Source organism: Streptomyces sp. NPDC096012, assembly GCF_040426375.1.
Taxonomy (GTDB): domain Bacteria; phylum Actinomycetota; class Actinomycetes; order Streptomycetales; family Streptomycetaceae; genus Streptomyces.
Window position 1 is genome coordinate 1 of the sequence record NZ_JBEOTD010000036.1, and the last position, 21532, is coordinate 21532.

Annotated in this window: 14 protein-coding genes and 1 pseudogene; 7 read left to right on the forward strand and 8 right to left on the reverse strand. The window is 72.3% G+C overall.

Annotated features, from left to right (window positions below):
• Positions 1 to 76 precede the first annotated feature (76 nt).
• From ABVB68_RS28345 to ABVB68_RS28360, 4 genes and pseudogenes are all read right to left on the reverse strand, one after another.
• On the reverse strand, positions 77 to 1858 hold the full coding sequence (locus ABVB68_RS28345; protein ID WP_353604000.1) for an ABC transporter ATP-binding protein: 1782 nt from the start codon (positions 1856 to 1858) through the stop codon (positions 77 to 79).
• A 245-nt stretch (positions 1859 to 2103) separates the two neighbouring features.
• Positions 2104 to 3870, reverse strand: a pseudogene (locus ABVB68_RS28350) (ABC transporter transmembrane domain-containing protein); the annotation flags it as partial.
• Between the two features lie 775 nt (positions 3871 to 4645).
• Positions 4646 to 6664: an N-acetylmuramoyl-L-alanine amidase gene (locus tag ABVB68_RS28355; protein ID WP_503006308.1), complete on the reverse strand. Its 2019-nt coding sequence runs from the start codon at positions 6662 to 6664 to the stop codon at positions 4646 to 4648.
• A 160-nt stretch (positions 6665 to 6824) separates the two neighbouring features.
• On the reverse strand, positions 6825 to 8342 hold the full coding sequence (locus ABVB68_RS28360) for a M1 family metallopeptidase (protein ID WP_353604003.1): 1518 nt from the start codon (positions 8340 to 8342) through the stop codon (positions 6825 to 6827).
• A gap of 228 nt (positions 8343 to 8570) precedes the next feature.
• On the opposite strand from ABVB68_RS28360, the gene ABVB68_RS28365 reads away from it, so the two are divergent.
• A complete protein-coding gene (locus ABVB68_RS28365) occupies positions 8571 to 10277 on the forward strand; it encodes a peptide-N4-asparagine amidase (protein WP_353604004.1) in 1707 nt (568 codons plus the stop codon).
• A 79-nt stretch (positions 10278 to 10356) separates the two neighbouring features.
• Here ABVB68_RS28365 and ABVB68_RS28370 read toward each other — a convergent pair whose 3' ends face one another.
• Entirely contained in the window at positions 10357 to 10806 is a 450-nt protein-coding gene (locus ABVB68_RS28370) for a MarR family winged helix-turn-helix transcriptional regulator (protein WP_353604005.1), read from the reverse strand.
• A 113-nt stretch (positions 10807 to 10919) separates the two neighbouring features.
• Here ABVB68_RS28370 and ABVB68_RS28375 point away from each other — a divergent pair, with 113 nt between their 5' ends.
• Together ABVB68_RS28375 and mltG are read left to right on the forward strand one after the other, a co-directional pair.
• The gene (locus ABVB68_RS28375; protein ID WP_353604006.1) at positions 10920 to 12728 is read left to right on the forward strand and encodes an ABC transporter ATP-binding protein; all 1809 of its coding nucleotides are present in this window, start codon (positions 10920 to 10922) and stop codon (positions 12726 to 12728) included.
• 63 nt (positions 12729 to 12791) lie between these two features.
• Positions 12792 to 13673, forward strand: a complete 882-nt coding sequence (gene mltG / locus ABVB68_RS28380) for an endolytic transglycosylase MltG (RefSeq protein WP_353604007.1) — start codon at positions 12792 to 12794, stop codon at positions 13671 to 13673.
• 12 nt (positions 13674 to 13685) lie between these two features.
• Here the strand turns inward: mltG and ABVB68_RS28385 are convergent, their stop codons facing one another.
• Complete coding sequence (locus ABVB68_RS28385; RefSeq protein WP_353604008.1) at positions 13686 to 14765, reverse strand: NAD(P)-binding domain-containing protein; 1080 nt, start codon at positions 14763 to 14765, stop codon at positions 13686 to 13688.
• Between the two features lie 354 nt (positions 14766 to 15119).
• Between ABVB68_RS28385 and ABVB68_RS28390 the strand changes: the two genes are divergently transcribed.
• The 3 genes from ABVB68_RS28390 to ABVB68_RS28400 all read left to right on the forward strand — a co-directional run bounded on the left by ABVB68_RS28390 (position 15120) and on the right by ABVB68_RS28400 (position 19122).
• On the forward strand, positions 15120 to 15542 hold the full coding sequence (locus ABVB68_RS28390) for a secondary thiamine-phosphate synthase enzyme YjbQ (RefSeq protein WP_353604009.1): 423 nt from the start codon (positions 15120 to 15122) through the stop codon (positions 15540 to 15542).
• A gap of 39 nt (positions 15543 to 15581) precedes the next feature.
• Positions 15582 to 15788, forward strand: coding sequence for an integrase (locus ABVB68_RS28395; RefSeq protein ID WP_353604010.1), 207 nt, complete (start codon positions 15582 to 15584; stop codon positions 15786 to 15788).
• Between the two features lie 694 nt (positions 15789 to 16482).
• The gene (locus ABVB68_RS28400) at positions 16483 to 19122 is read left to right on the forward strand and encodes a WD40/YVTN/BNR-like repeat-containing protein (protein ID WP_353604011.1); all 2640 of its coding nucleotides are present in this window, start codon (positions 16483 to 16485) and stop codon (positions 19120 to 19122) included.
• A 57-nt stretch (positions 19123 to 19179) separates the two neighbouring features.
• Here ABVB68_RS28400 and ABVB68_RS28405 read toward each other — a convergent pair whose 3' ends face one another.
• On the reverse strand, positions 19180 to 19452 hold the full coding sequence (locus tag ABVB68_RS28405; protein WP_353604012.1) for an acetyl-CoA synthetase: 273 nt from the start codon (positions 19450 to 19452) through the stop codon (positions 19180 to 19182).
• A gap of 687 nt (positions 19453 to 20139) precedes the next feature.
• Here ABVB68_RS28405 and ABVB68_RS28410 point away from each other — a divergent pair.
• Positions 20140 to 20442, forward strand: coding sequence for a hypothetical protein (locus ABVB68_RS28410; RefSeq protein ID WP_353604013.1), 303 nt, complete (start codon positions 20140 to 20142; stop codon positions 20440 to 20442).
• Positions 20443 to 20596: 154 nt separating this feature from the next.
• On the opposite strand, the gene ABVB68_RS28415 is transcribed toward ABVB68_RS28410, so the two are convergent.
• Entirely contained in the window at positions 20597 to 21442 is an 846-nt protein-coding gene (locus ABVB68_RS28415; protein WP_353604014.1) for a helix-turn-helix transcriptional regulator, read from the reverse strand.
• Positions 21443 to 21532: the final 90 nt, after the last annotated feature.

Here is a 21532-nt window from a genome sequence, read left to right on the forward strand (position 1 = left end):
GGGGGGCCGGGGCCGGCCCGGCGCGGCGGCCGCGCGCGCGCCCGGAGCAGGACCGCCGCAGGCGCCCGGCGCGGTCTCAGCCGTGCCAGGACCGCCACAGCGCCGCGTAGGCGCCGTCCGCCGCCACCAGTTCCTCGTGACTGCCCAGCTCGCTGATGCGGCCGCTCTCCACCACGGCGATGACATCGGCGTCGTGCGCGGTGTGCAGTCGATGGGCGATGGCGACCACGGTGCGGCCGTCCAGGACACGGGCCAGGGAGCGCTCCAGGTGCCGTGCCGCGCGCGGGTCGAGCAGCGAGGTCGCCTCGTCCAGGACCAGCGTGTGCGGGTCGGCCAGCACCAGCCGGGCCAGCGCGATCTGCTGGGCCTGCGCCGGGGTCAGCGCGAGGCCGCCGGAGCCGACCTCGGTGTCCAGGCCGTCGTCCAGCGCCCGCGCCCAGGCGTCCGCGTCGACCGCTCCGAGGGCCGCCCACAGCTCGGCGTCCGCCGCGCCGGTCCGGGCCAGCAGGAGGTTGTCGCGCAGCGAGCCCACGAACACGTGGTGCTCCTGGTTGACCAGGGCGACGTGCGAGCGGACGCGTTCGGCGGGCATCCGGGACAGCTCCGCCCCGCCCAGGGTGATCCGGCCGTCCCTGGGCGCGTAGATCCCGGCGAGCAGTCTGCCCAGGGTGGACTTGCCCGCTCCCGAGGGACCCACCAGGGCGAGCCGAGTGCCGGGCGCGACGTCCAGGGAGACCTTGCGCAGCACGTCGACGCCCTCGCGGTAGCCGAAGTGCACCCGGTCGGCGCGCACGTCCCGCCCCGCGGGGGCCAGCGAGCCGTCCCCGGCGTCCGGCTCGACCTCGCGCACACCGACCAGCCGGGCCAGCGACACCTGGGCCACCTGCACCTCGTCGTACCAGCGCAGGATCAGGTTCACCGGGTCGACGAGCATCTGCGCGACCAGCGCACCGGTGGTCAGCTGGCCCACCCCGATCCAGCCCTGCAGCACGAACACCCCGCCGACCATCAGGACCGAGCCGAGCACGAGGATGTGGACGGCGTTGATGACGGGGAAGAGCACGGACCGAAGCCAGAGGGTGTAGCGCTCCCAGGCCGTCCACTCCTTGATCCGCCGCTCCGACAGAGCGATACGGCGGGCGCCGAGGCGGTGCGCCTCGACGGTGTGGCCGGCGTCCACGGTCTCGGCGAGCGCGGCGGCCACGGCGGCGTACCCGGCGGACTCGGAGCGGTAGCCCGAGGGTGCCCGCTTGAAGTACCAGCGGCATCCGGCCACCAGCACCGGAACGGCGACCAGGACGGCGGCCGCCAGCGGCGGGGCCGTCAGGACGAGCCCGCCGAGCAGCAGCAGGGCCCACACGACACCGATCGCCAGCTGCGGTACGGCCTCGCGCATGGCGTTGGCCAGGCGGTCGATGTCGGTCGTGATGCGGGAGAGCAGATCACCGGTGCCCGCTCGTTCCAGCACGCCCGGCGGGAGCCCCACCGACCGGACGAGGAAGTCCTCGCGCAGGTCGGCGAGCATCCATTCACCGAGCATCGCGCCGCGCAGCCGCACCTGCCGGACGAACAGCGCCTGCACGGCCAGGGCGAGTACGAACACCCCGGAGACCAGGCCGAGACGAAGGTCTTCCGACCCGTCCGACACCCGCTCGACCAGGTCGCCGAGGAGGTACGGGCCCACCATGGAGGCGATCACGGACACCGTGTTGACGGCGATGAGCAGCAGGAAGGCGCGCCGGTGCCGGCGGAACAGCTCGGCGACGTAGTCGCGTACGGTCGCGGCCCCTCCGACGGGCAGGGTGGTGGCGGTCGTCGGGGCCGCCGGGTCGTACGCCGGTGGCGCAACGCCGATCATGCGCTCTCCTCGATCTCTTCGAGTTCACCGAGGGCACTCAGAAGGGCGTCCTCGTCCGACAGGTCCGCAGCCACGCCGGTGACGGCGGGCTCCTGTCCGTTCCCGCGGGTCGCCATGGCCCGTTGCGCGTCGGTCTCGTGCGTCGCCATGGCCGGCTCCTGTTCGCTCCCGTGCGTCGCCATGGCCCGTTCCGTGTCGGTCTCGTGCGTCGCCATGGCCGGCTCCTGTTCGCTCCCGTGCGTCGCCATGGCCCGTTCCGTGTCGGTCTCGCGTGTCACCACGGCCCGGTATCTCGGCTCGGCGTCGAGCAGTTCACGGTGCGCTCCGGTCGCCACGACCGCGCCCTCGTGCACCAGCGCGACCCGGTCCGCCCGGTCGAGCAGCAGCGGCGAGGAGGTGAACACCACCGTCGTCCGCCCCGAGCGCAGTCGGCGCAGCCCCTCCGCGATCCGTGCCTCGGTGTGCGAGTCGACCGCGGAGGTGGGCTCGTCCAGCACCAGCACCTCCGGGTCGGTGATCAGTGAGCGGGCCAGGGCGAGCCGCTGGCGCTGGCCTCCGGAGAGGGAACGCCCGCGCTCGGTGATACGGGCGTCCATCGGGTCGGCGGCGTCCACCGATCCCTGGACGAGCGCGTCCAGCACGTCCTCGCACTGCGCGGCCGCCAGCGCGTCCGCGGCCCGTACGGCACCGGATGCGGGCACGTCGAGCAGCTCGCGCAGGGTGCCGGAGAGCAGCACCGGGTCCTTGTCCTGGACCAGGACGGCGCTGCGGGCACTGTTCAGGGGCAGTTCGTCCAGGGGCACCCCGCCCAGCAGCACCGAGCGGCCCGGTCCGGACGGCACCGCGTGGTCCGGTTCGGCGGGGTGGCCGCCCAGCCGCTCCGCGAGCCTGCCCGCCGCGTCCGGGTCGCCGCAGACCACCGCGGTGAGCCGGCCGGCGGCGGCGAGCAGACCGGTGCCGGGGTCGTACAGGTCACCGCCCGGGACCTCGGCGGAGCGGGTGCCGTCGGTTGCCGTGGACCGCTGCAGCGACAGCACCCGCGCGGCCCGGGTGGCCGAGGGCCGGGAGAAGGAGTAGGCCATCGCGATCTCTTCGAAATGGCGCAACGGGTAGTTCAGGATCATCACCGCGCTGTACACGGTGACGAGTTCACCGACCGAGATCCGGCCCTGGCGGGCGAGGTGGACGCCGTGCCAGACGACCGCGATCAACAGCAGCCCGGGCAGCAGCACCTGGATGGCGGAGATCAGCGACCACATCCGGGCGCTGCGCACGGCGGCCTGCCGTACCTCCTGCGAGGCCCGGCGGTAGCGGTCGAGGAACAGGTCCTCGCCGCCGATGCCGCGCAGCACGCGTAGCCCGGCGACCGTGTCCGACGCCAGTTCGGTGGCCCGGCCCGCCTTCTCGCGCTGCGCGTCGGCACGGCGGGTGGCGCGGGGCAGCAGCGGCAGCACCGCGAGCGCCACGACCGGCAGTCCGAGGGCGACCACGGCGCCCAGGGCGGGCTGATAGACGAGGAGGGCGGCACAGACCACGACGACGGTCAGCGCGGCCGCGGTGAACCGGGACACCGCTTCGACGAACCAGCCGATCTTCTCCACGTCACCGGTGGACACGGCCACCACCTCACCGGCGGCGACCCGCCGGGTCAGAGTGGAGCCCAGCCGGGCCGCCTTGCGGGCGAGCAGTTGCTGGAGGCGGGCGGCGGCGGTGATCCAGTTGGTGACGGCGGCCCGGTGCAAAAAGGTGTCGCCGACCGCGACGCCCGTGCCGCACATCAGCAGCAGACCACCCGTCAGGGCCAGCCGGGTGCCGGAGCGGTCGACGACGGCCTGGACGGCGAGGCCGACGCAGAAGGGCAGGGCTGAGACGGCGACGAAGTGCAGAAGGCCCCAGGCGAGGGCCTTCAGCTGACCGCCCGTCTGATTGCGCCAGAGCCACCACAGCAGGCGAGGACCGGAACGTGCGTCGGGCACGCCCGGATCGGAGTACGGAAGGTCTTGGATCTGCATGACGTCCCAGCGGCTCGTGTCAGAGGGGAGGGAAAACGGCGGTGAGGGGCAGCAAGCCGTGAAAGGTTCGCGTCGCAGAGGGGACAATTTCAAACGGTTTTCCCGGACGTCCGGCCCCGTCCGCCGACTTCCGGCCACGGAAACGTCCTCCCGGCCGCAGGGCCGACTTCCCGTCCCGGCCGGGCCGCCGTAGCAGCGGGACGGACACGCCTGTGCGTCCCCGGACGACAGGAGGGCGCGGCACACGGACCACCCGAGCGGCACCTCGTCCCGTGCCGGCGTCCGCGAGGAGGCCGGGAAGTGCCCGCGCGCCCGTACGGCCCGGCCCGCGCCCCGGCCGCCGGATGCGGAACGGGCGCGGCCGGGGGGATCCGGCGGCAGAGACGGGCTCGGCGGGCTCGGCGGGCTCGGCGGGAGTCAGCGAGGACGGCGGGCTTCCGCGACATCGGGCGGGAGGAACACGCGCGACGGGAGGAACACGCGCGACGGGAGGAACGGGCCGGACGGGAGGAACGGGGAGCGGGCTGGACGGGCGGGGCAGGACGGCCGGCCGGCATCCGCCCGAGCAGGACCAGGCGGCCCAGGGGGGGAACCTCCGGCCGGTGGGACCGGGGCTCGGGTGGGACCGGCCTGACGGTGGGACCGGCGGTGAGGCGGGATCGTCAGGTCAGGCGGGACCGTCCGGCCAGGTGGGGCTGCCCGGTCGGATGGGACCGGGCGGGTGAAGCCGGGCGGGCGGGTGAGGTCGGCCGGTCGGTCGGGTGGGACCTGCCGGCTAGCGCCCGGCCGGCGGGTTCTCCGGTGCCGCGGGCGGCCCGGCCACGGCGGGTGCGGCCAGTACGTCCACGTCACTCGCTCGGACGTAGGCGAGCCGGTGGCCGAACTGGATCTCGTAATAACCCTCCTGCCCCTTGATCACGGGCTCGGGTGTGTCGCCGAAGGACGACCTGTCGACGTACGAACCGCCAAGGCGGTCCTGCGTCACGTACCGCTGGCCCGCCGTGAAGCGGTAGGGGAGCGGGGAGTCGCTCGGCTCCTCCACGTCCTCGGGGAAGGCTTCCGGTTCCGGGAGGGCACGCCCGTACACCGGGACCTCGTTCAGTCCCTCCTTCGGCGTCACCATGCGGCCCGCGGCACCGACGGCGGTCAGGTGCTTCTTCGGGTTCTTGAACCAGGCCTTGTTCCCCTGGAACCAGATCGCCGTCCAGTCGCCGCTGCGCCCGGCGACGGCGAAGGTCTGGCCGGCGGAGACGCGCGACCCCAGGTCGTTGACGTCGACCGTGGAGGGGTCGCCGTCGGGCTTGCGGCCCGGGTCCTGGATCAGCGGGGCGTTCTCGTCGGGGGCCGTGTGGAGGCGGACGGCGCTGGAGCCGTGCGCCGGACACGGCCGGCCGCTGCCGGTGCATCCCGTGAACGGAGGCTTGTGGGTGGAGTAGTCCGGCAGGATCGTCACCATGTCGCTGTTCGGGCCCGCGGTTGCCCGCAGTGGCGCGCCGAGAAGGTCGAAGTAGTGCCGCCAGTCCCAGAACGGGCCGGGGTCGTCGTGCATGTCGGGGATGCTGTCGGCGGTCGGCGACGGCACGTTGTCGTGGCCGAAGATGTGCTGCCGGTCGAGTGGGATGGCGTAACGTTTCGCCAGGTATCGCACCAGGCGGGCCGAGGCCTGGTACATCTGTTCCGTGTACCAGGTGCCGGGCTGGGTGAGGAAGCCCTCGTGCTCGATGCCGATGGAGCGGGCGTTCACGAACTGGCTGCCGGAGTGCCAGGCCTCGTCCTTGGTCTTGACGTGCTGGGTGACGTGACCGTCACTGGAGCGGATCGAGTAGTGCCACGAGGCCTCCGTCGGATCCTGCACCGTGTCGAACATGCGGGGCAGCTTCGCCTCGGTGTCGTGGATGACGATGTACTCGATCTTCTGGTCGCTGGGCCGGTCGGCGAGGTCGTGGTTGCCGTACGCGCCGTCGTCGTCGATCTGTTCGTACGGCGCGCTGAGCCAGTCGCAGGACAGCTCCGCGGGGCACTCGACGTCCTTGGACGGGCGTGCCGGCTGGGGGGTGGCGATGTGCGGGCGTACGCCGGGGCTGGGGGGGAGGGTGACGTGCTGTCCCTCGGCCGTGGTGCGCCGCGCCCCCTTGCGGATCACCTCGAAGACGTCGTTCGCGTAGGTCGCCGCCGACGTGATGTCAGGCGTGCCCGGGTAGCGCTTCACCGTCTCCCACCAGTCCGCCGGGTTCTCGCTCAGGGGCTTGCCGAGCTGCCGTTGCAGGGCCGCGAGCAGTGCGGCGCCGCCTCGGACGTTGGCGACGGCGTCCGTCCGCAGGCGTACGGCCGGGACCTGGATGAGCTGCGCGGCGCGCTCCAGGTCCGCGGGCCGCACGGCGTGGTCGACGGTGGCCTCGTCCTGCGGCACGGGAGCTGCCTTCGCCTTCCCCTTGGCCGGCCGGGTGTCGAGGTCGGGCGGGGTCAGCGGTCCGGCCGCCGCGGCCGGGGGACGGAGCCGGGCGGTGTCCAGCAGGTGCATCGGCCCGTAGCCGCCGGCGACGCTGGGGGAGCCGGGATGGGCGTCCCAGCGCGTCTGCACGTAGGACACGCTCATGACCACGCTGCGCGGCACGTGGTACTCGCGGGCGGCGTCCTCGAAGGCGTCCTGCAGCCGCTGCTCCGGTGATCCGTCCTCGCCGGACATCGGGATGAGCAGCAGCGGTGCCAGCACCGCCGCCGACGCGATCACGCAAGCCGTTCGGCGGTACCCGCGGAGGGCGTCGGGAACACGTGGGGTGGCCGGTCTTCTCATTTGCACGGTTCTCCAGACATGCTCGTCACCACCAGGACAAAGGGAGTTGTCCTGGACGCCACCCCTGGTACGTTTCCGTGCTTGGCGCGCCACGTCGCGCCAAGGGTCACCGGGGTGGCCGAGCGACCGGCCAGAGGCCACTCGGTCGGCGGCGTGCGGCTCAGTCCTCGACCGGGTCCACCTGCCAGTCGGGGTGACCCGGCATCGGCGGGGTGTCCGGCCCGTACAGCCACGGCGTCAGAAAGGGTTTCAGATCCTCACCCGCGACCTGGGACGCCAGCGCGACGAAGTCCCCGGTTCCGGCCGCCCGGCCCCGGTACTTCGTCACCCAGGACCGCTCGATCCTGCCGAAGGTCTCGGCGCCGACCTTCTCCCGCAGCGCGAACAGCACCAGGGCCGAGCCGTCGTAGCGCATCACCTTGAACAGCGTCGGCTCCGTGGGCTCGGCGGGCGCTCCCTCGTCGTGCCGCCACTGGTCGTGCTGCTCGTAGGCCGCGCGCATCGCGGACTCCAGGCTGACGCCGCCGTGCTCGTCGGAGTACAGCCGTTCGTAGAAACGGGCGTGACCCTCGCTCAGCCACAGGTCGGACCAGCGTCGGATGGCGACACTGTCACCCGTCCAATGGTGTGTCAGTTCGTGCACGAGGTTGCGTTCGGCGTCGACCCGGTCGCCCAGCAGGTCCTCCTTCGGCACCACGGACAGCGACTGCGTCTCCAGTGCCACGGGCAGCTCGGTGTCGCCCACCAGCACGCCGTAGCGGCGGAACGGGTAGGGCCCGAGTCGCTGTTCCAGCCAGGCCAGGTGGTCCGGGGTGAGCGAGCGGTAGGCCGCGGTGTCCTCGACCAGATCCTCGGCGACGACGTCCCGGACGGGCAGCCCGTGCGGGCCGGTGCCGTCGACGAACGCGAACCGGCCGATCGCCAGCTGGACCAGCTGCGCGGCGATCGGCTGCTCGGAGTCGTAGGTCCACCGGGTGCGTCCGTCGGGTCGCCGGACCCGGTCGACGAGCCGGCCGTTGGCCACCGCGCCGAGTCCCGCGGGGGTGGTGATGCGGAAGGTCACCGGGGCCCGCAGGCTCGGGTGGTCGTTCACCGGGAAGATCATTTTCGCGCCGTCGGGCTGAGCGCAGACCACGGTGCCGTCGGACGTGGGCACCCAGCCGTAGTCCTGGATCGCGTCGTCGCGGTGCCGCCGTTGCGTCGGATCGGCGGTGTACTCGACGCGGACGGTGAACGCGCCGCCGCGAGCGATCGGCCTCGCGGGGGTGACGACGAGTTCGTCGCCGTCGCGTACGGCGGCGGCCCGCACGCCGTCGACCGTGACCCGGTGCAGCGTGTTGCCGGCGAAGTCCAGGTCGAAGCGGGACAGGGGCTGCGTCGCGGTGGCGCTGACGACGGCGTCGGCGGCGAACGGCGTCCGTGGTGCCTGCCAGTCGAAGTCGAGCGCGTACCGGCGGACCGTGTAGCCGCCGTTGCCGGCGAGTGGCATCAGCGGGTCGCCGACGCCCCGGGCGCCGGGCGCCGGGGCGGGACCCGACGAGGCGGCCGGGCCGGGGGTGGGCGGGCGGTGGGACCCGTGCGGGAGAACGCCGGCGAGCACGGCGGCGCCGGTGACCGTGCCGGCGAGGGCGAGGGCCCACACCGCGCGGCGGGTGCGCGGGATGTGACGGAGACGCACCTGCCGGGGATGTCGGTGTGCCGATCGCGTGCGTGACCCCTTGGTGATCTCCATGTCGGCACTATGTCAGCAAGGTGTGCTTATCACACTGAATGTGCACTGCTTGTGGCGTCGTCGCACACCCGCACGGGGCAATGCGGCCGCCGGTCCCCAAGTCCCGTCAGCGCCGCGCCTTTCGGCCGGTCTGCCCGTTGCGGCGGGGGGCCGGCGCGCCGTAGAACACCGGCCATGAGAAGACGGATCGTCATGTCCATGCTCTCCGGGGCGGCCCTCCTGGCGGGCACGCTGCTCGGCACCGGAGCCCCTCCCGCGCACGCGGCGGACGTGCCTGCCGGGTCCGGCAGCGGAGCCCCTCCCGCGCACGCGGCGGACGTGCCTGCCGGGTCCGGCAGCGGGGCCCCTGCCGCGCACGCGGTGGACGTCCCCGCCGAGTTCGGCACCGACTGGCACGACCCGGTGACCGCGGCGCCGCCGCCCGACCGGCCGCACACCAGATCCTGCCGGGTCACCCTCGCCGACGCCCGGTTCCGCGACTTCACCCCCTACCGGGGCGCGTACACCCCGCCGAAGGGCTGCGGCGACCACTGGAGCAAGGTGGTCCTGCGGCTGGACGGCACGGTCAAGGGCCGCCAGTACGACCGGCTCGGCTATCTGCACGTCGGCGGGGTCGAGATCCTGCGCACCTCGACACCGGAGCCCTCACCCGACGGTGTCGAGTGGCACGTCGAGAAGGACGTCACCCGATACGGCGACACCTTCCGCGCGGCGCGGGACGTCGAGATGCTCATCGGGAACGTCGTCGACGACACCTACACCGGGATCATCGACGTGCACGTCACCCTGACCTTCTACGCGGGCCGCCCCAAGAGCCCCGCGCCCGACCGTGTCCTCACCCTCGCCGACACGCCCGAGGGCACGACCCTCACCACCCCCCGCAACAGCGAGCGGATCGTCGCCGAGGTGTACGCGACCGGATCGGGCGGCGGCTGCGAGGAGTTCTGGTACCTGACCGTGGCCGAGCCGGCGGCCTACTCCTGCAAGGCCGACCACGGGCCCTACCGCGAGGTGCAGATCAGTGTCGACGGCCGGCCGGCGGGCATCGCCGCGCCCTTCCCTGACGTCTGGACCGGCGGCTGGTCGAACCCCTTCCTCTGGTACGTGCTCCCGGCGCCCCGCGCCTTCGACGTGCGTCCGATCGAGTACGACCTGACGCCCTTCGCCGGTCTCCTGAACGACGGCCGTCCACACCGCGTCGAGGTCTCCGTCGCCGGCGTGCCCGCGGGCGGGTCCGGCTGGAGCGCACCGGTGAACGTCCTGGTCTGGCGGGACGCGCACCGTGCGCACGTCACCGGCGCGCTGACCGCGGACAGCGCGCCGGACCTCGCCAACTCCTCCACCTTCACGCCCGGTCCGGTCAACCGCGTGGACACCGATGCCGGGCACCGGCTCAGCGTCTCCGGTTACCTCGACACCTCGCACGGCCGGGTGACCACCACCGTCAGCCGGACCCTCGCCAACACCTCGGCCCACCGCTGGACCGACGGCGAGACCACGGACGGGCTCGACGCGACCTGGACCGACGACGAAACGGTCACCGTCGGCGGACACGGCCCCGCGCGCACGACCCGCACGCACCGCACCTACACCATGAACGGCGCCACGACCATCGGCTCGGACCACCGGCTGCGCACCACGCTGACCCTCGGCGACCGCGCCTCGGTCGTGGAGCGGCGCGACGGCCGGCGCACCGCGTGGTCCCGGTCCGACGACACCTACCGCGGCGACGCCACGTACACGCTCGACGTCCCGCGCGACCAGCGGCACGCGGTGGGCACGTCGAGCGAGAGATACCGGCTGTACGGCTCCGGCGGGTGCTACGACCGCACGCTGACCACGGTCCAGGGAACGCTCACGCGCGACCGCCGCCGCTGCTGACCCGGGGGAGCGGGGGGCGGTGTGCGGTCCTCCGCCCCCGGCCTCCGCTCCGACTCTTCCGGGGCGGGGTCGGGACCGTTCAGCAGTGCTTGGGTGCGTCCCCGCCGACCAGCGTGTCCAACAGCACGCCGAGCACCTGGCGCTCCTTCTCCGTCAGCGGAGCGAGTATCTCCTCGGCCGCCGAGCGGCGTGCGCCGCGCACCTCGGCCAGGGTCGAGCGCCCCTCGTCCGTCAGCTCGATCCGGGTCACGCGCCGGTTCGCCGGGTCCGGCACCCGCCGCACCTTGCCGCTCGCCTCCAGGCCGTCCACCAGCGTCGTCACCGCACGGGGCACGACCTCCAGGTGCTCGGCGAGGTCGGCCATGCGCGGGGGCGAGCCGTAGTGCGCGAGGGTGCGCAGCAGGCGGGACTGGGCCGGGGTGACGCCCAGGTCGCGCTGTTGCAGATGGCGCTTCTGGATCCTGTGCACCCGGCGGGTCAGCCGCAGCAACTGCTCGGCGAGCGGGCCGTCCGGATCGGGGGTGGTCATGCGGGAACAATATCAGGATGCCGTTCATTGTGAGTATAGGTAACAATGAGCTAAGGTCCGTTCTGTTCTCACCGGCCCACCCCGGCCGGCGACCGTTCATTCCGTAGGAGCCCATGAACCCCGACCGTGAACCTTCCTGGACCCCACCTGCCGACGCCGGCGAGCAGCCGCGGCAGGTGCGCCGCATCCTGCACCTGTTCCGTCCCTACCGCGGGCGGCTCGCGATCGTCGGCCTGCTGGTCGCCGCCTCCTCCCTGGTGTCGGTGGCCACGCCGTTCCTGCTGAGGGAGACCCTGGACGTCGCGATCCCGCAGGGCCGCACCGGTCTGCTGAGCCTGCTCGCGCTCGGCATGATTCTCAGCGCCGTCCTGGCCGGCGTCCTCGGCGTGCTGCAGACGCTGATCTCGACCACCGTCGGCCAGCGTGTCATGCACGACCTGCGCACCGCCGTCTACGGCCGGCTGCAGCGCATGTCACTCGCCTTCTTCACCCGCACCCGCACCGGCGAGGTGCAGTCCCGCATCGCCAACGACATCGGCGGCATGCAGGCCACCGTCACCTCCACCGCCACCTCGCTGGTCTCCAACGCCACCAGCGTCGTCGCCACGGTCGTCGCCATGATCGCGCTCGACTGGCGGCTCACCGTCGTCTCGCTGCTCCTGCTGCCGGTGTTCGTGTGGATCAGCCGCCGCGTCGGCAACGAACGCAAGAGAATCACCACCCAGCGGCAGAAACAGATGGCCGCCATGGCCGCCACCGTCACCGAGTCGCTCTCCGTCAGCGGCATCCTGCTGGGTCGCACCATGGGCCGATCCGACTCCCTCACCTCGTCGTTCGCCGAGGAGTCCGAGCGCCTGGTCGACCTGGAAGTGAAGTCGAACATGGCCGGGCGGTGGCGCATGGCCGTGATCACGATCGTCATGGCCGCGATGCCCGCCGTCATCTACTGGACCGCGGGCCTCGCCCTCCAGCTCGGCGGACCCGAGGTCTCCCTCGGCACCATCGTCGCCTTCGTCTCGCTCCAGCAGGGACTGTTCCGCCCGGCCGTCAGCCTGCTCGCGACCGGCGTCCAGATCCAGGCCTCGCTCGCCCTCTTCCAGCGCATCTTCGAGTATCTGGACCTGCCCATCGACATCACCGAGCGCGAACAGCCCGTCCACCTCGACCGGGTCAAGGGCGAAGTCCGCTTCGAAGACGTGCAGTTCCGCTACGACGCCGACGGCACGGCCCGCCCGGTCCTCGACGGCATCGACGTCACCGTGCCCGCCGGGGGCAGTCTCGCCGTCGTCGGCCCGACCGGCGCCGGCAAGTCCACGCTGGGCTGTCTGGTGCCCCGTCTGTACGACGTCACGGGCGGACGCGTCACCCTGGACGGCGTGGACGTCCGCGACCTCGACTTCGACACCCTCGCCCGAGCGGTCGGCGTCGTCTCGCAGGAGACCTACCTCTTCCACGCCTCGGTCGCCGAGAACCTGCGCTTCGCGAAGCCGGACGCCACCGACGAGGAACTGCGCGCGGCGGCCGCCGCGGCACAGATCCACGACCACATAGCAGCGCTCCCCGACGGCTACGACACGATCGTCGGTGAACGCGGCCACCGCTTCTCCGGAGGAGAGAAGCAGCGTCTGGCCATTGCCCGCACCATCCTGCGCGACCCGCCGGTCCTCATCCTCGACGAGGCCACCAGCGCGCTCGACACCCGCACCGAGGCCGCCGTGCAGGACGCCATCGACGCCCTCTCGGCCGACCGTACGACGGTCACCATCGCCCACCGGCTGTCCACCGTCCGCAGTGCCGACCAGATCGTGGTGCTCGATGCCGGGCGCATCGCGGAGCGGGGCACGCACGAAGAACTGCTGGAGCTGGACGGTCGCTACGCGGCCCTGGTGCGCCGGGATGCGCAACTGGAACCGGCCGGCTGACGCAGCGGCCGCCAAACTGAACATTTGCCGGGTTTGTAGCGGTATGCGTACTACCGTTCCCGCATGCAGACGAACACTCCGCCACGGAGCATGATCCGGCTGACCCGCCGAGGCAGACTCGCCCTCGTCGTGGCCGGCGCCGTCGTGGTCGGCACCGCCGTGGCGGTGCCGCTGCTGACGCTGGGCAGCGCTCACCAGGAGGCGAAGCCCGCCGCCCTGGTCATCCCGGAGGGCTGGCGTGCGAGCCAGGTGTACGACGCCGTCGACAAGGCCCTGAGTCTCCCCTCGGGCACCACCCGCAAGTCCATCGGCAAGGCCGGTCTCAAGCTGCCGAGCGAGGCGGCGGGCAACCCCGAGGGCTACCTGTACCCCGCGACGTATCCCTTGCGGAAGGGCACCACACCCGAGTCCCTGCTGCGGGCCATGGTCACCACCGCGGAGCGGAAGTTCACCGCGGCCCCGACCGCGGCCGGTGCGCAGCGCAACCCGATGAACCTCTACCAGGCCATCACCATTGCCAGCATCATCCAGGCCGAGGGCGTGAAGAAGGCGGAGATGGGCAAGGTCGCCCGGGTCATCGCCAACCGGCTGGAGCGCGGTATGCCGCTGCAGATGGACGCGACCGTCCACTACGCGCTGAACCGCGGCACCGCGCCCATCACCCAGGACGACATCAACGTCGAGAGCCCGTACAACTCCTACCAGCGCGTGGGCCTGCCGCCGACGCCGATCGACAACCCGGGCGAGGATGCGATGCGCGCCGCCCTCAATCCGCCGCAGGGCAACTGGCTGTACTTCGTCACGGTCAAGCCGGGAGACACCCGCTTCACCGACGACTACGCGACCCACATGCGCAACGTGGCGGAGTTCAACGCGCTCCAGCAGGGCACCGCGCAGAACCAGAGCCCACAGCAGTCCCCGGCCTTCTCGCAGCCCGCCGGCTGAGCCGACGGGACGTCACGCGGCGACCGGTGGCCCCTCGGCCGTCAACCGCCTGATGTCCCGGACGGCCGCGCGACCGGCCCGGTTCGCGCCGATGGTGCTGGCCGACGGGCCGTAACCCACGAGATGGACACGCGGATCGGCCACCGCGCGGGTGCCCTCGAGACGGATGCCGCCGCCCGGCTCGCGCAGCCGCAGCGGAGCGAGGTGGTCGAGTGCGGCCCGGAATCCGGTCGCCCACAGGATCACATCCGCGTCCACGCGCCGGCCGTCGTTCCAGGCCACACCGTCCGGGGTGATCCGGTCGAACATCGGCCGGCGGTCCAGTACACCGTCCGCGAGGCCCTGCCGGACGGCGTCGTTGAGGGGCAGTCCCGTGACCGCGACCACACTGCGCGGAGGCAGTCCCCGGCGTACCCGTTCCTCCACCAGCGCGACCGCGGCCCGGCCGGCCTCCTGGTCGAAGGGCCCTTCGCGGAACACCGGCGGCCGCCGGGTCACCCACGTGGTCTCGGCCGCGTACGGGGCCAGCTCCAGCAGATGCTGGGTGCCCGAGGCGCCGCCGCCGACGACCACGACCCGCAGCCCGGCGAACTCCTCGGGACCGGAGTACCGCGCGGTGTGCAACTGCCGTCCGCGGAAGGTCTCCTGGCCCGCATAGCGCGGCCAGAACGGCCGGTCCCAGGTGCCGGTCGCATTGATCAGCGCCCGCGTCGACCAGACACCGTCCGAGGTCTCCACCCGCAGCCGCCCGTGCTCCCCCTCGCGTACCGCCCGAACATCCACGGGCCGCCGTACGCGCAGGTCGAAGGTACGCTCGTACCGGTCGAAGTACTCGCGGACCACCTCCGCCGACGGCCGGGACGGATCGGCTGCCGTCAGCTCCATGCCGGGCAGCGAGTGCAGCCCGTGCACCTTGCCGTAGGTCAGCGACGGCCAGCGGAACTGCCAGGCGCCACCCGGCCCGGGGGAGTGGTCCAGCACCGCGAAGTCGCGGACCGGCTGGTAACCGGCGCGGCGCAGGTGGTAGGCGCCGGACAGCCCGGCCTGACCCGCGCCGATGACGACCGCCTCGACCTCGTGTGCTGCGTTCACGCCTCCCCCAACACCCGGCCCCGCACGGATCTTCCCGCCCCCCCGACTCCCCAGCCGCACGGCTCCCTGGGCGCCCGGCTCTCCGGCTCCGTGGCTCCCCGGCTCCTCGGCCGCCCGGTTCCCTGGGCGCCCGGCTCTCCCGCGCCCGCCGTATCGCGAGCGCAGGCGGCCCCGTCGGACACGTGCCGGTCCACGGCGTCTCGGTGAGGAGGCACCGGGAGCGGTCGACGGCGTCTCGGGGAGGCAGCGCGGGGAGCGGAGCCGGTCGACGGCGTCTCGGTGAGGGGGAGCACGGGGAGCGGAGCCGGTCGTGCCGCGGGGTGTGGAATCCGGCGGATGGGTCAGGATGGGAGCATGCCAGATGCCTTCACCACCCGAATGCTGAGCGTTTCCACCGGGTCCCGGGAACGCGTCGTCGACCTCACCGGGGACTGCGAGGACTTCCTGCGGGAGGCGGCGGCCGGCCGCGACGGCCTCCTCAACATCTTCGTCCCGCACGCCACCGCGGGAATCGCCGTCATCGAGACGGGAGCCGGCAGCGACGACGACCTTCTCGCCGCCCTGCACACCCTGCTCCCCGCCGACGACCGCTGGCAGCACCGGCACGGCAGCCCCGGTCACGGCCGCGACCACGTCCTGCCGGCCCTCGTCGCACCGCACGCGACCCTGCCGGTCATCGCCGGCCGCCTGGAACTGGGCACCTGGCAGTCCGTGTGCCTGGTGGACACGAACAAGGACAATCCCGATCGGCAGGTGCGGCTGAGCTTCCTGGGCTGAGCAAGATCATCCTGAGTGTGGCCGCCAAGTCTCCGTACCTTGCGTTCTCGAAACGGAGAAGTCCTGCGCGGTACGGACCTGAACATGCTCGACCGCCTCTACGACGGATGCGGGAAGTGCCTGCTCGGCGTGCGACGGCTGTCGCGGATGAAGCTCGTCACGTCGTCTCCGGAGCGGCAGCGCGAGGACGTGCTGACCGCCGCGGCGTCTGTCGGGGGTCACATCATCGGCTGGGCCGACGACTGAAAGGTGTCGGCGCCACAGATCCGATGACCCGGCCGGAACTGGGCCCTTGGCTTCGTGACGAGAGGGGTGCGTACGACGGGTTGGTGGCTGCAGCCGTGGACCGGCTCGGCCGCAATGTCATGGACTGCCTGAACACCGGCTACAAGATGCGCGACGAGGGGCGGTCGTCATCCTGAATCTGCTGAACGAACTCGGGCTGCCGGCCGCACGTCAGCGAGAGGTCGTGCGTGACCACCCGCAGTTGCGCGCCACGGCCAGGAGCGCACGGGCCTGGCTGAGCACGTCCGAGGCGGACTCCTGAGCCGGATCGTTCGGCTCTCGGGTGGGGACATCTGGCAGCCACCGGTACTCGGTCCACTTGATCCGGTCGTATCCGGCCGGCATCAACTCCCCGGCCGGTGCCGCGGTTGGCTCAGCGGATCTGGTCAATTCGGACTGCTGGCTGATCACTTGGAGTGGCCCGATGGCGGTACCCGTCGAAGCCGTAGCCCCGATCGGCTTGCAGGCAGGGAGGATGCGGCGGGCCGGGGGAGGGACGCGGCACGCTGATCGGTGGTTCGGCGGGCTGAAGCCCGTCGGCATGCTCGGTTGTGGCAGGTTCCGGTCAAAGAATTCCCCAAGACGCTGACGGCCCCTCGCGCTCGTGATCGGGTCTCCCGCGACGGCTGTATCCACGCCCGTTCGGGAGGACCTCGTGCCAGCACCAAGCCGTAAGAGACGGTGGCTCACGATCTGCGCCATCACGGCAACCGCAGGACTTGTGGCGATACCCGCGAGTGCCGCGCCAGGCCGCCACGGCAGCCCCTTCGGGGTCGGCGCACTCGCTCAACTCGCCAAGAAGCGAGAGCATTCGGTGGGCGCCGCGAGCCCCAGGCTGAAGGGGGAGGGCGACGACGGCAACGAGGCCGATGAGATCGCCGAGGGAGCGGACCAGTACGCCGAGGCCCGCACCTCACCCGGTGTCGTCGCGCCGGGCGCGTACGGCGCCGCCTGGCGCAGCCTGACCAACCTGCCGAGCACCAAGGGCAGCTGGCGGCACCTCACCAACCGCCCGTACGACTCCGACGATCCGCGCTACCGCGACATCGACTCCAACTCCAGTGGCGGCTCGGGCAAGGTGACCGGCCGGATGGCCGCCATGGCGGCTGACGACGACGGATACGTGTACGCGGGCAGCGCGGGCGGCGGCGTGTGGCGCTCGCGCACCGGCGGCGGGAACTGGCGGCCGATCAGCGACCGGCTGCCCGCGCAGTCCACCGGCGCGCTGGCGGTGGACGGGGCCGGGCGGCTCTGGCTGGGCACCGGCGAGGCGAACACCAACTCGGACGCCTACCTCGGCAGCGGCGTCTACGTCCTGTCCCACCCCCACCACGGCACCTTCTCCACGCGCAGCCGGGTGGGCGGTGACGAGCTGGAGAGCACCACCGTCCGACAGCTGCGCTTCGGTGGCGGCAAGGTGTGGGCGGCGACCGGCGAAGGCGTGTGGAGCCACTCCACGAAGACGCTCAGCGGAGCCTGGAAGCTGGAGTTCGCGCCCAACCCCGACTACCTGCCCGGCGGTTCCAAGGCGAACGACGACGGCGCCGCGTACAAGAACATCACCAACGACATCGTCGTGGACCCCCAGGACCCCTCGAAGGTCATCCTGGCCGTGGGCTGGCGCAGCGGTGACGACTACAACGGCTTCTACACCAAGGTCGGCAGCAGCTGGCAGCGCGTCACCAGCGGCTTCGGCGACCTGCCGACCGACGCGGCCGACGTCGGCACGGTCACCTTCGCGCATTCCGCCGACGGTTCGCGCTACTACGCCATCGACCAGTCGCCCGCGCAGATGGCGTCCAACCCGGACAGCGGCCTGGAGGGGATCTACAGTGCCTCCTCGCCGTTCGGGCCGTGGACGAAGGTCGCCGACTACAAGCAGCTGGCCGGCGACGGCTCGGCGCTGACCACCACCGGCTACATGCCCGGTGTGCAGGCCTGGTACAACCAGTTCCTCACCGTCGACCCGTCCGACCCCAAGCACGTGTACGCGGGCCTGGAGGAGGTCTACGAGTCCAGGGACGGCGGCAGCACCTGGTCCACGGTCGGCCCGTACTGGAACTTCACCTTCCCCTGCTGGAGCATCGACCCGGCCAGGCAGACGGGTGACTGCAACCCGACCACGCACTCCGACCAGCACGGGGTCGCGATCGGCCGCTACCACGGCAAGGCCTACGTGTACGTCGGCAACGACGGCGGTGCCTACCGGCGTCCCGTCAACGGCTCGCAGGACGCCTCCGGGCACGCGACCGACTGGACGTCCCTCAACGACGGAACGATCGACACCCTCCAGTACTACTCGGTGGGCGTCGGCAAGGACCTGGACAACGGTGGCGTCTCCATCACCGGCGGCCTCCAGGACAACGGCCAGTCCATCCTGCGCAGCAACGACCGCGTGATGGGCTCGAACTTCGGGGGCGACGGCGGCGACACCCTCACCGACCCGGCCAACGGCTGCAACATCGCGGAGGAGTACGTCTACCTCTCCGTCCAGGTCACCCAGAACTGCGGCCTGAACGACGGCTCCTGGACCACCGACCCGGCCAAGGCCACGTCCTACAACGTCGCCCCGGCCGACAACGCCACCAGCGAGGCCCGCTTCATCGCGCCGCTCGCGGCCGACGCCAAGGACAGCTCCACGTGGGTCGCGGGCGGCCGGCACGTCTGGGTGCAGACCCACGGCTACGCCATTCGCAGCGGCTCGGAGTGGAAGAGCGTGTACGACCTCGGAGCCGGTCGTACGGCCACGGCGGTCGCCGCCTCGGGCGGCAAGGTGTACGCGGCCTGGTGCGGCCCGTGCAACAACCAGGGCTTCGCCCGCGGCATCTCCGTCGGCAACGCGGACGGCACCGGCTGGCACGACATCACCCTTCCGGCCACCGGTACGGTCCCCAACCGCTACCTCAGCGGTTTCGCCATCGACCCCGCGAACGCCGGCCACGTCTTCCTCGCGGTCAACGGCTTCTCCCGGCACTGGACCGAGGGACCCGGCGCGGGCGTCGGCCACGTCTTCGAGTCCAAGGACGGCGGCAGCACGTGGAAGGACGTCTCGGCGAACCTTCCCGACGTGCCGACCAACTCGGCGGTCGTGACGGCGAACGGTGGCCTGGCCGTCGGCACCGACCTGGGTGTCGTCTACCGGGCACCGGGTCAGGCCAAGTGGCAGCGCGTCGGCTCGCTCCCCGCCGTCGCCGTGCTGCAGCTCAGGCTCAGCGCCGACGGCGGCACCCTGTACGCGGCCACGCACGGCCGCGGCCTCTACTCGATCAAGGTGCGTGACCGCGCCCGACCCTGAGGTGACGTGGCCGCGCCCGACCCTGAGGTGAAGGAGGGGTGATCCCGGTTTTCGGGGTCACCCCTCCTTCGGGTACGGGACCACGCTCACGTCGATCGTGAAGGCGGCTCGCGCCGCGCCCGCGACGTCCGGCGTCTTCGCCAGAGCGGTGACCCTGGCCGTGCCGCCCCGGGTGCCCGCACACCGCAGCGAGGCGTGGGCGGTGCCGTCCGCCTCGGTCTTCCACCCGGACGCCAGGACGAACATCGGCGCGGAGCTGTCCACGGCCGACCAGCGCTTGTCGTCCGAGCGTGCCCGGAGGACGAGGGACACCACGGTGCCGGGCCGCACGCACAGCCGCCGCTCGGCGGCGTCACCGGGTACGACGGTGACGGTGACGTGCCCGGCGGCACAACCCGCCTCCGCCGCGGAAGGCGCGGTGGCCCGCCCGGACGGATCCCACGACGGGCTCCCCCGCGTCGCGCTCGCGGTCGGGTCCGCCGACGCGCCGGGCGACGGGACTCCGGACGCGTGCGTCGGCGCACCGGCCGAAGGGCCGGTCGAGGTGCTCCCGGGGGGCCGGCCTGACGATCCGTCACCCGGTGACCCGCCGCAGCCTGCCAGGATCACGGCCCCGGCAGCCATCCACGCCCCGGTCCACCAACGCATCCCTTTGCCTCCAGGCCTGCCCGTACGGACGTCGGCATCCCCTACCGGCTCGGTGAACGAACCGGCGCCGAAGCACTAAAGTATCGATCCTCGCCCCGCGGACCCGGACGATCTGAGAACCGGACGACCTGAGAACCGGACGAGCTGACCGACGGGAGACCGCGAGACCAAGTGACAGCGACTCTCGACCGGTTGACGTGAGCGATTCCAGGAGGACACCGTCAGCGGCCACGCTGCCACACCTCCACCGACGCCTCGGAGCGGAGGAGCGTTCTCTCCTCACGCCCGTACCCGAGCGACGCGCCCTGGGCGCGCGACGGGAATCCCGGACCGCCCGAGGCGGCGAACCACGAAAGGGACACCAAGAACATGCAGTACCTCGCCGCCGGGGCACACGGACCGTCTCCGGTGATCTACATCGTCTTCGCCGTGGGAGGCGCGGTCGCCCTGTGGTGCGGCTCGAATTGGGCGTTCGACGTGCGCGGGATCTCCACGCGCAGAGCGGAACGGATACGGCGCAGGAGCGAGGAGGCGTCGATGGCGGCGGGCCGTCTCGGCGGGGCTCCGACCCTTTTCGCGACGCCCGGGTATCTGCGGTTCCTGGGCGCTGTCATGGCAGGTGCGGGACTCCTCCTGCTCACGGTGGCGTATGCCTTGTGGCACCTGGGCTGAGCTCCCGCCGTGCTGCGGGAGCGGGTGCGGGTGCGGGTGCGGCGGGCCGGTGACCGCACCCGCTCGGTCGGCTTGGAGGGGCGGTGACCGCACCCGATCGGTCCGCTTGGAGGGGCGGCGTCGGTGACACCGGCGGACTGTGCCGCGCGGCGTCCTAGCCCGCTCCGTCCGGCGGTCGCCCGGGACGACGGGCGGCCCGCCGTCCCGGCGCGGCCGGGGCGGGGGACGGGATGAGGCCGAGCCGCTGGGCGCGCAGTACGGTGCCGACGCGGTCGCGGGTGCCGAGCTTGCGGTAGACGTTCTCGACGTGTTTGTGCACGGTGCGGACCGAGATGCCGAGACGGCGGCCGATGCTGTCGGCGGTGAGTGCCTCGGTGAGCAGCAGCAGAACCGTGGTCTCACGCGGCGTCAACGCGCAGTCGGCCGCCCGCTGGTCCGGCGCCCCGCCCGGACCGAGCGACCGCCGCCACTCCTCCAGCAACTGCCGCTGCCGCTCGACGGCGGCCAGCAGCGGCTGCGCGCGCTCGGCCATGACGAGGTGGTCGTCGCCGAAGTCCGTACCCGAGCGGTACACGAGGCACCCCGTGACCGGGGTCGTGCTTCCCGGGAGTGGCACCCCCAGTACGTGATCGACGTCCAGAGCCGCACCGAGCAGGTGCGCCGTCCGGCTGGCCGGCCAGCCGCGGCCCGCCACCCGGCGGGCGCTGACCGGGGTGCGGTCGGCCCTGGCCGCGTAGTGCCGGGCGAAGGGGTAACCCGCGCGGAACAGCCGCAGATCCGCCTCGTCGAGCCGGTACAGCGGAGCTGCGGCGGCGCCCGGCGTGATGCCGAAACCGCCCTGGCTCTCGGTCCAGTCCTCGAGTTTGTGGACGACCGCGTCGCCTCCGCACAGGTCGGCGAGAGCGCCGGACAGCAGCGGCCACAGCCGGGCGGGCTCCCGCTCGTGCAGTGCGGCCACGGCGACGGCCGTCATGTGCTCGTAGGCCCTGTCCAGCTCCACGTGTCCTCTCCGGTCGACCTCCGCCCCGCGTACACAGCCCCGGCATCCCATCCCCGTACGTACTTCTACGCATACCCCTCTCGGCGCGGG

Excerpts from the sequence above, each read along its gene's own strand:
- mltG (WP_353604007.1), top strand. The coding sequence starts at position 12,792 with ATGCAGACGAACACTCCGCCACGGAGCATGATCCGGCTGACCCGCCGA.
- ABVB68_RS28390 (WP_353604009.1), top strand. The coding sequence starts at position 15,120 with ATGCCAGATGCCTTCACCACCCGAATGCTGAGCGTTTCCACCGGGTCC.
- ABVB68_RS28410 (WP_353604013.1), top strand. The coding sequence starts at position 20,140 with ATGCAGTACCTCGCCGCCGGGGCACACGGACCGTCTCCGGTGATCTAC.
- ABVB68_RS28355 (WP_503006308.1), bottom strand. The coding sequence starts at position 6,664 with ATGAGAAGACCGGCCACCCCACGTGTTCCCGACGCCCTCCGCGGGTAC.
- ABVB68_RS28370 (WP_353604005.1), bottom strand. The coding sequence starts at position 10,806 with ATGACCACCCCCGATCCGGACGGCCCGCTCGCCGAGCAGTTGCTGCGG.
- ABVB68_RS28345 (WP_353604000.1), bottom strand. The coding sequence starts at position 1,858 with ATGATCGGCGTTGCGCCACCGGCGTACGACCCGGCGGCCCCGACGACC.
- ABVB68_RS28375 (WP_353604006.1), top strand. The coding sequence starts at position 10,920 with ATGAACCCCGACCGTGAACCTTCCTGGACCCCACCTGCCGACGCCGGC.
- ABVB68_RS28365 (WP_353604004.1), top strand. The coding sequence starts at position 8,571 with ATGAGAAGACGGATCGTCATGTCCATGCTCTCCGGGGCGGCCCTCCTG.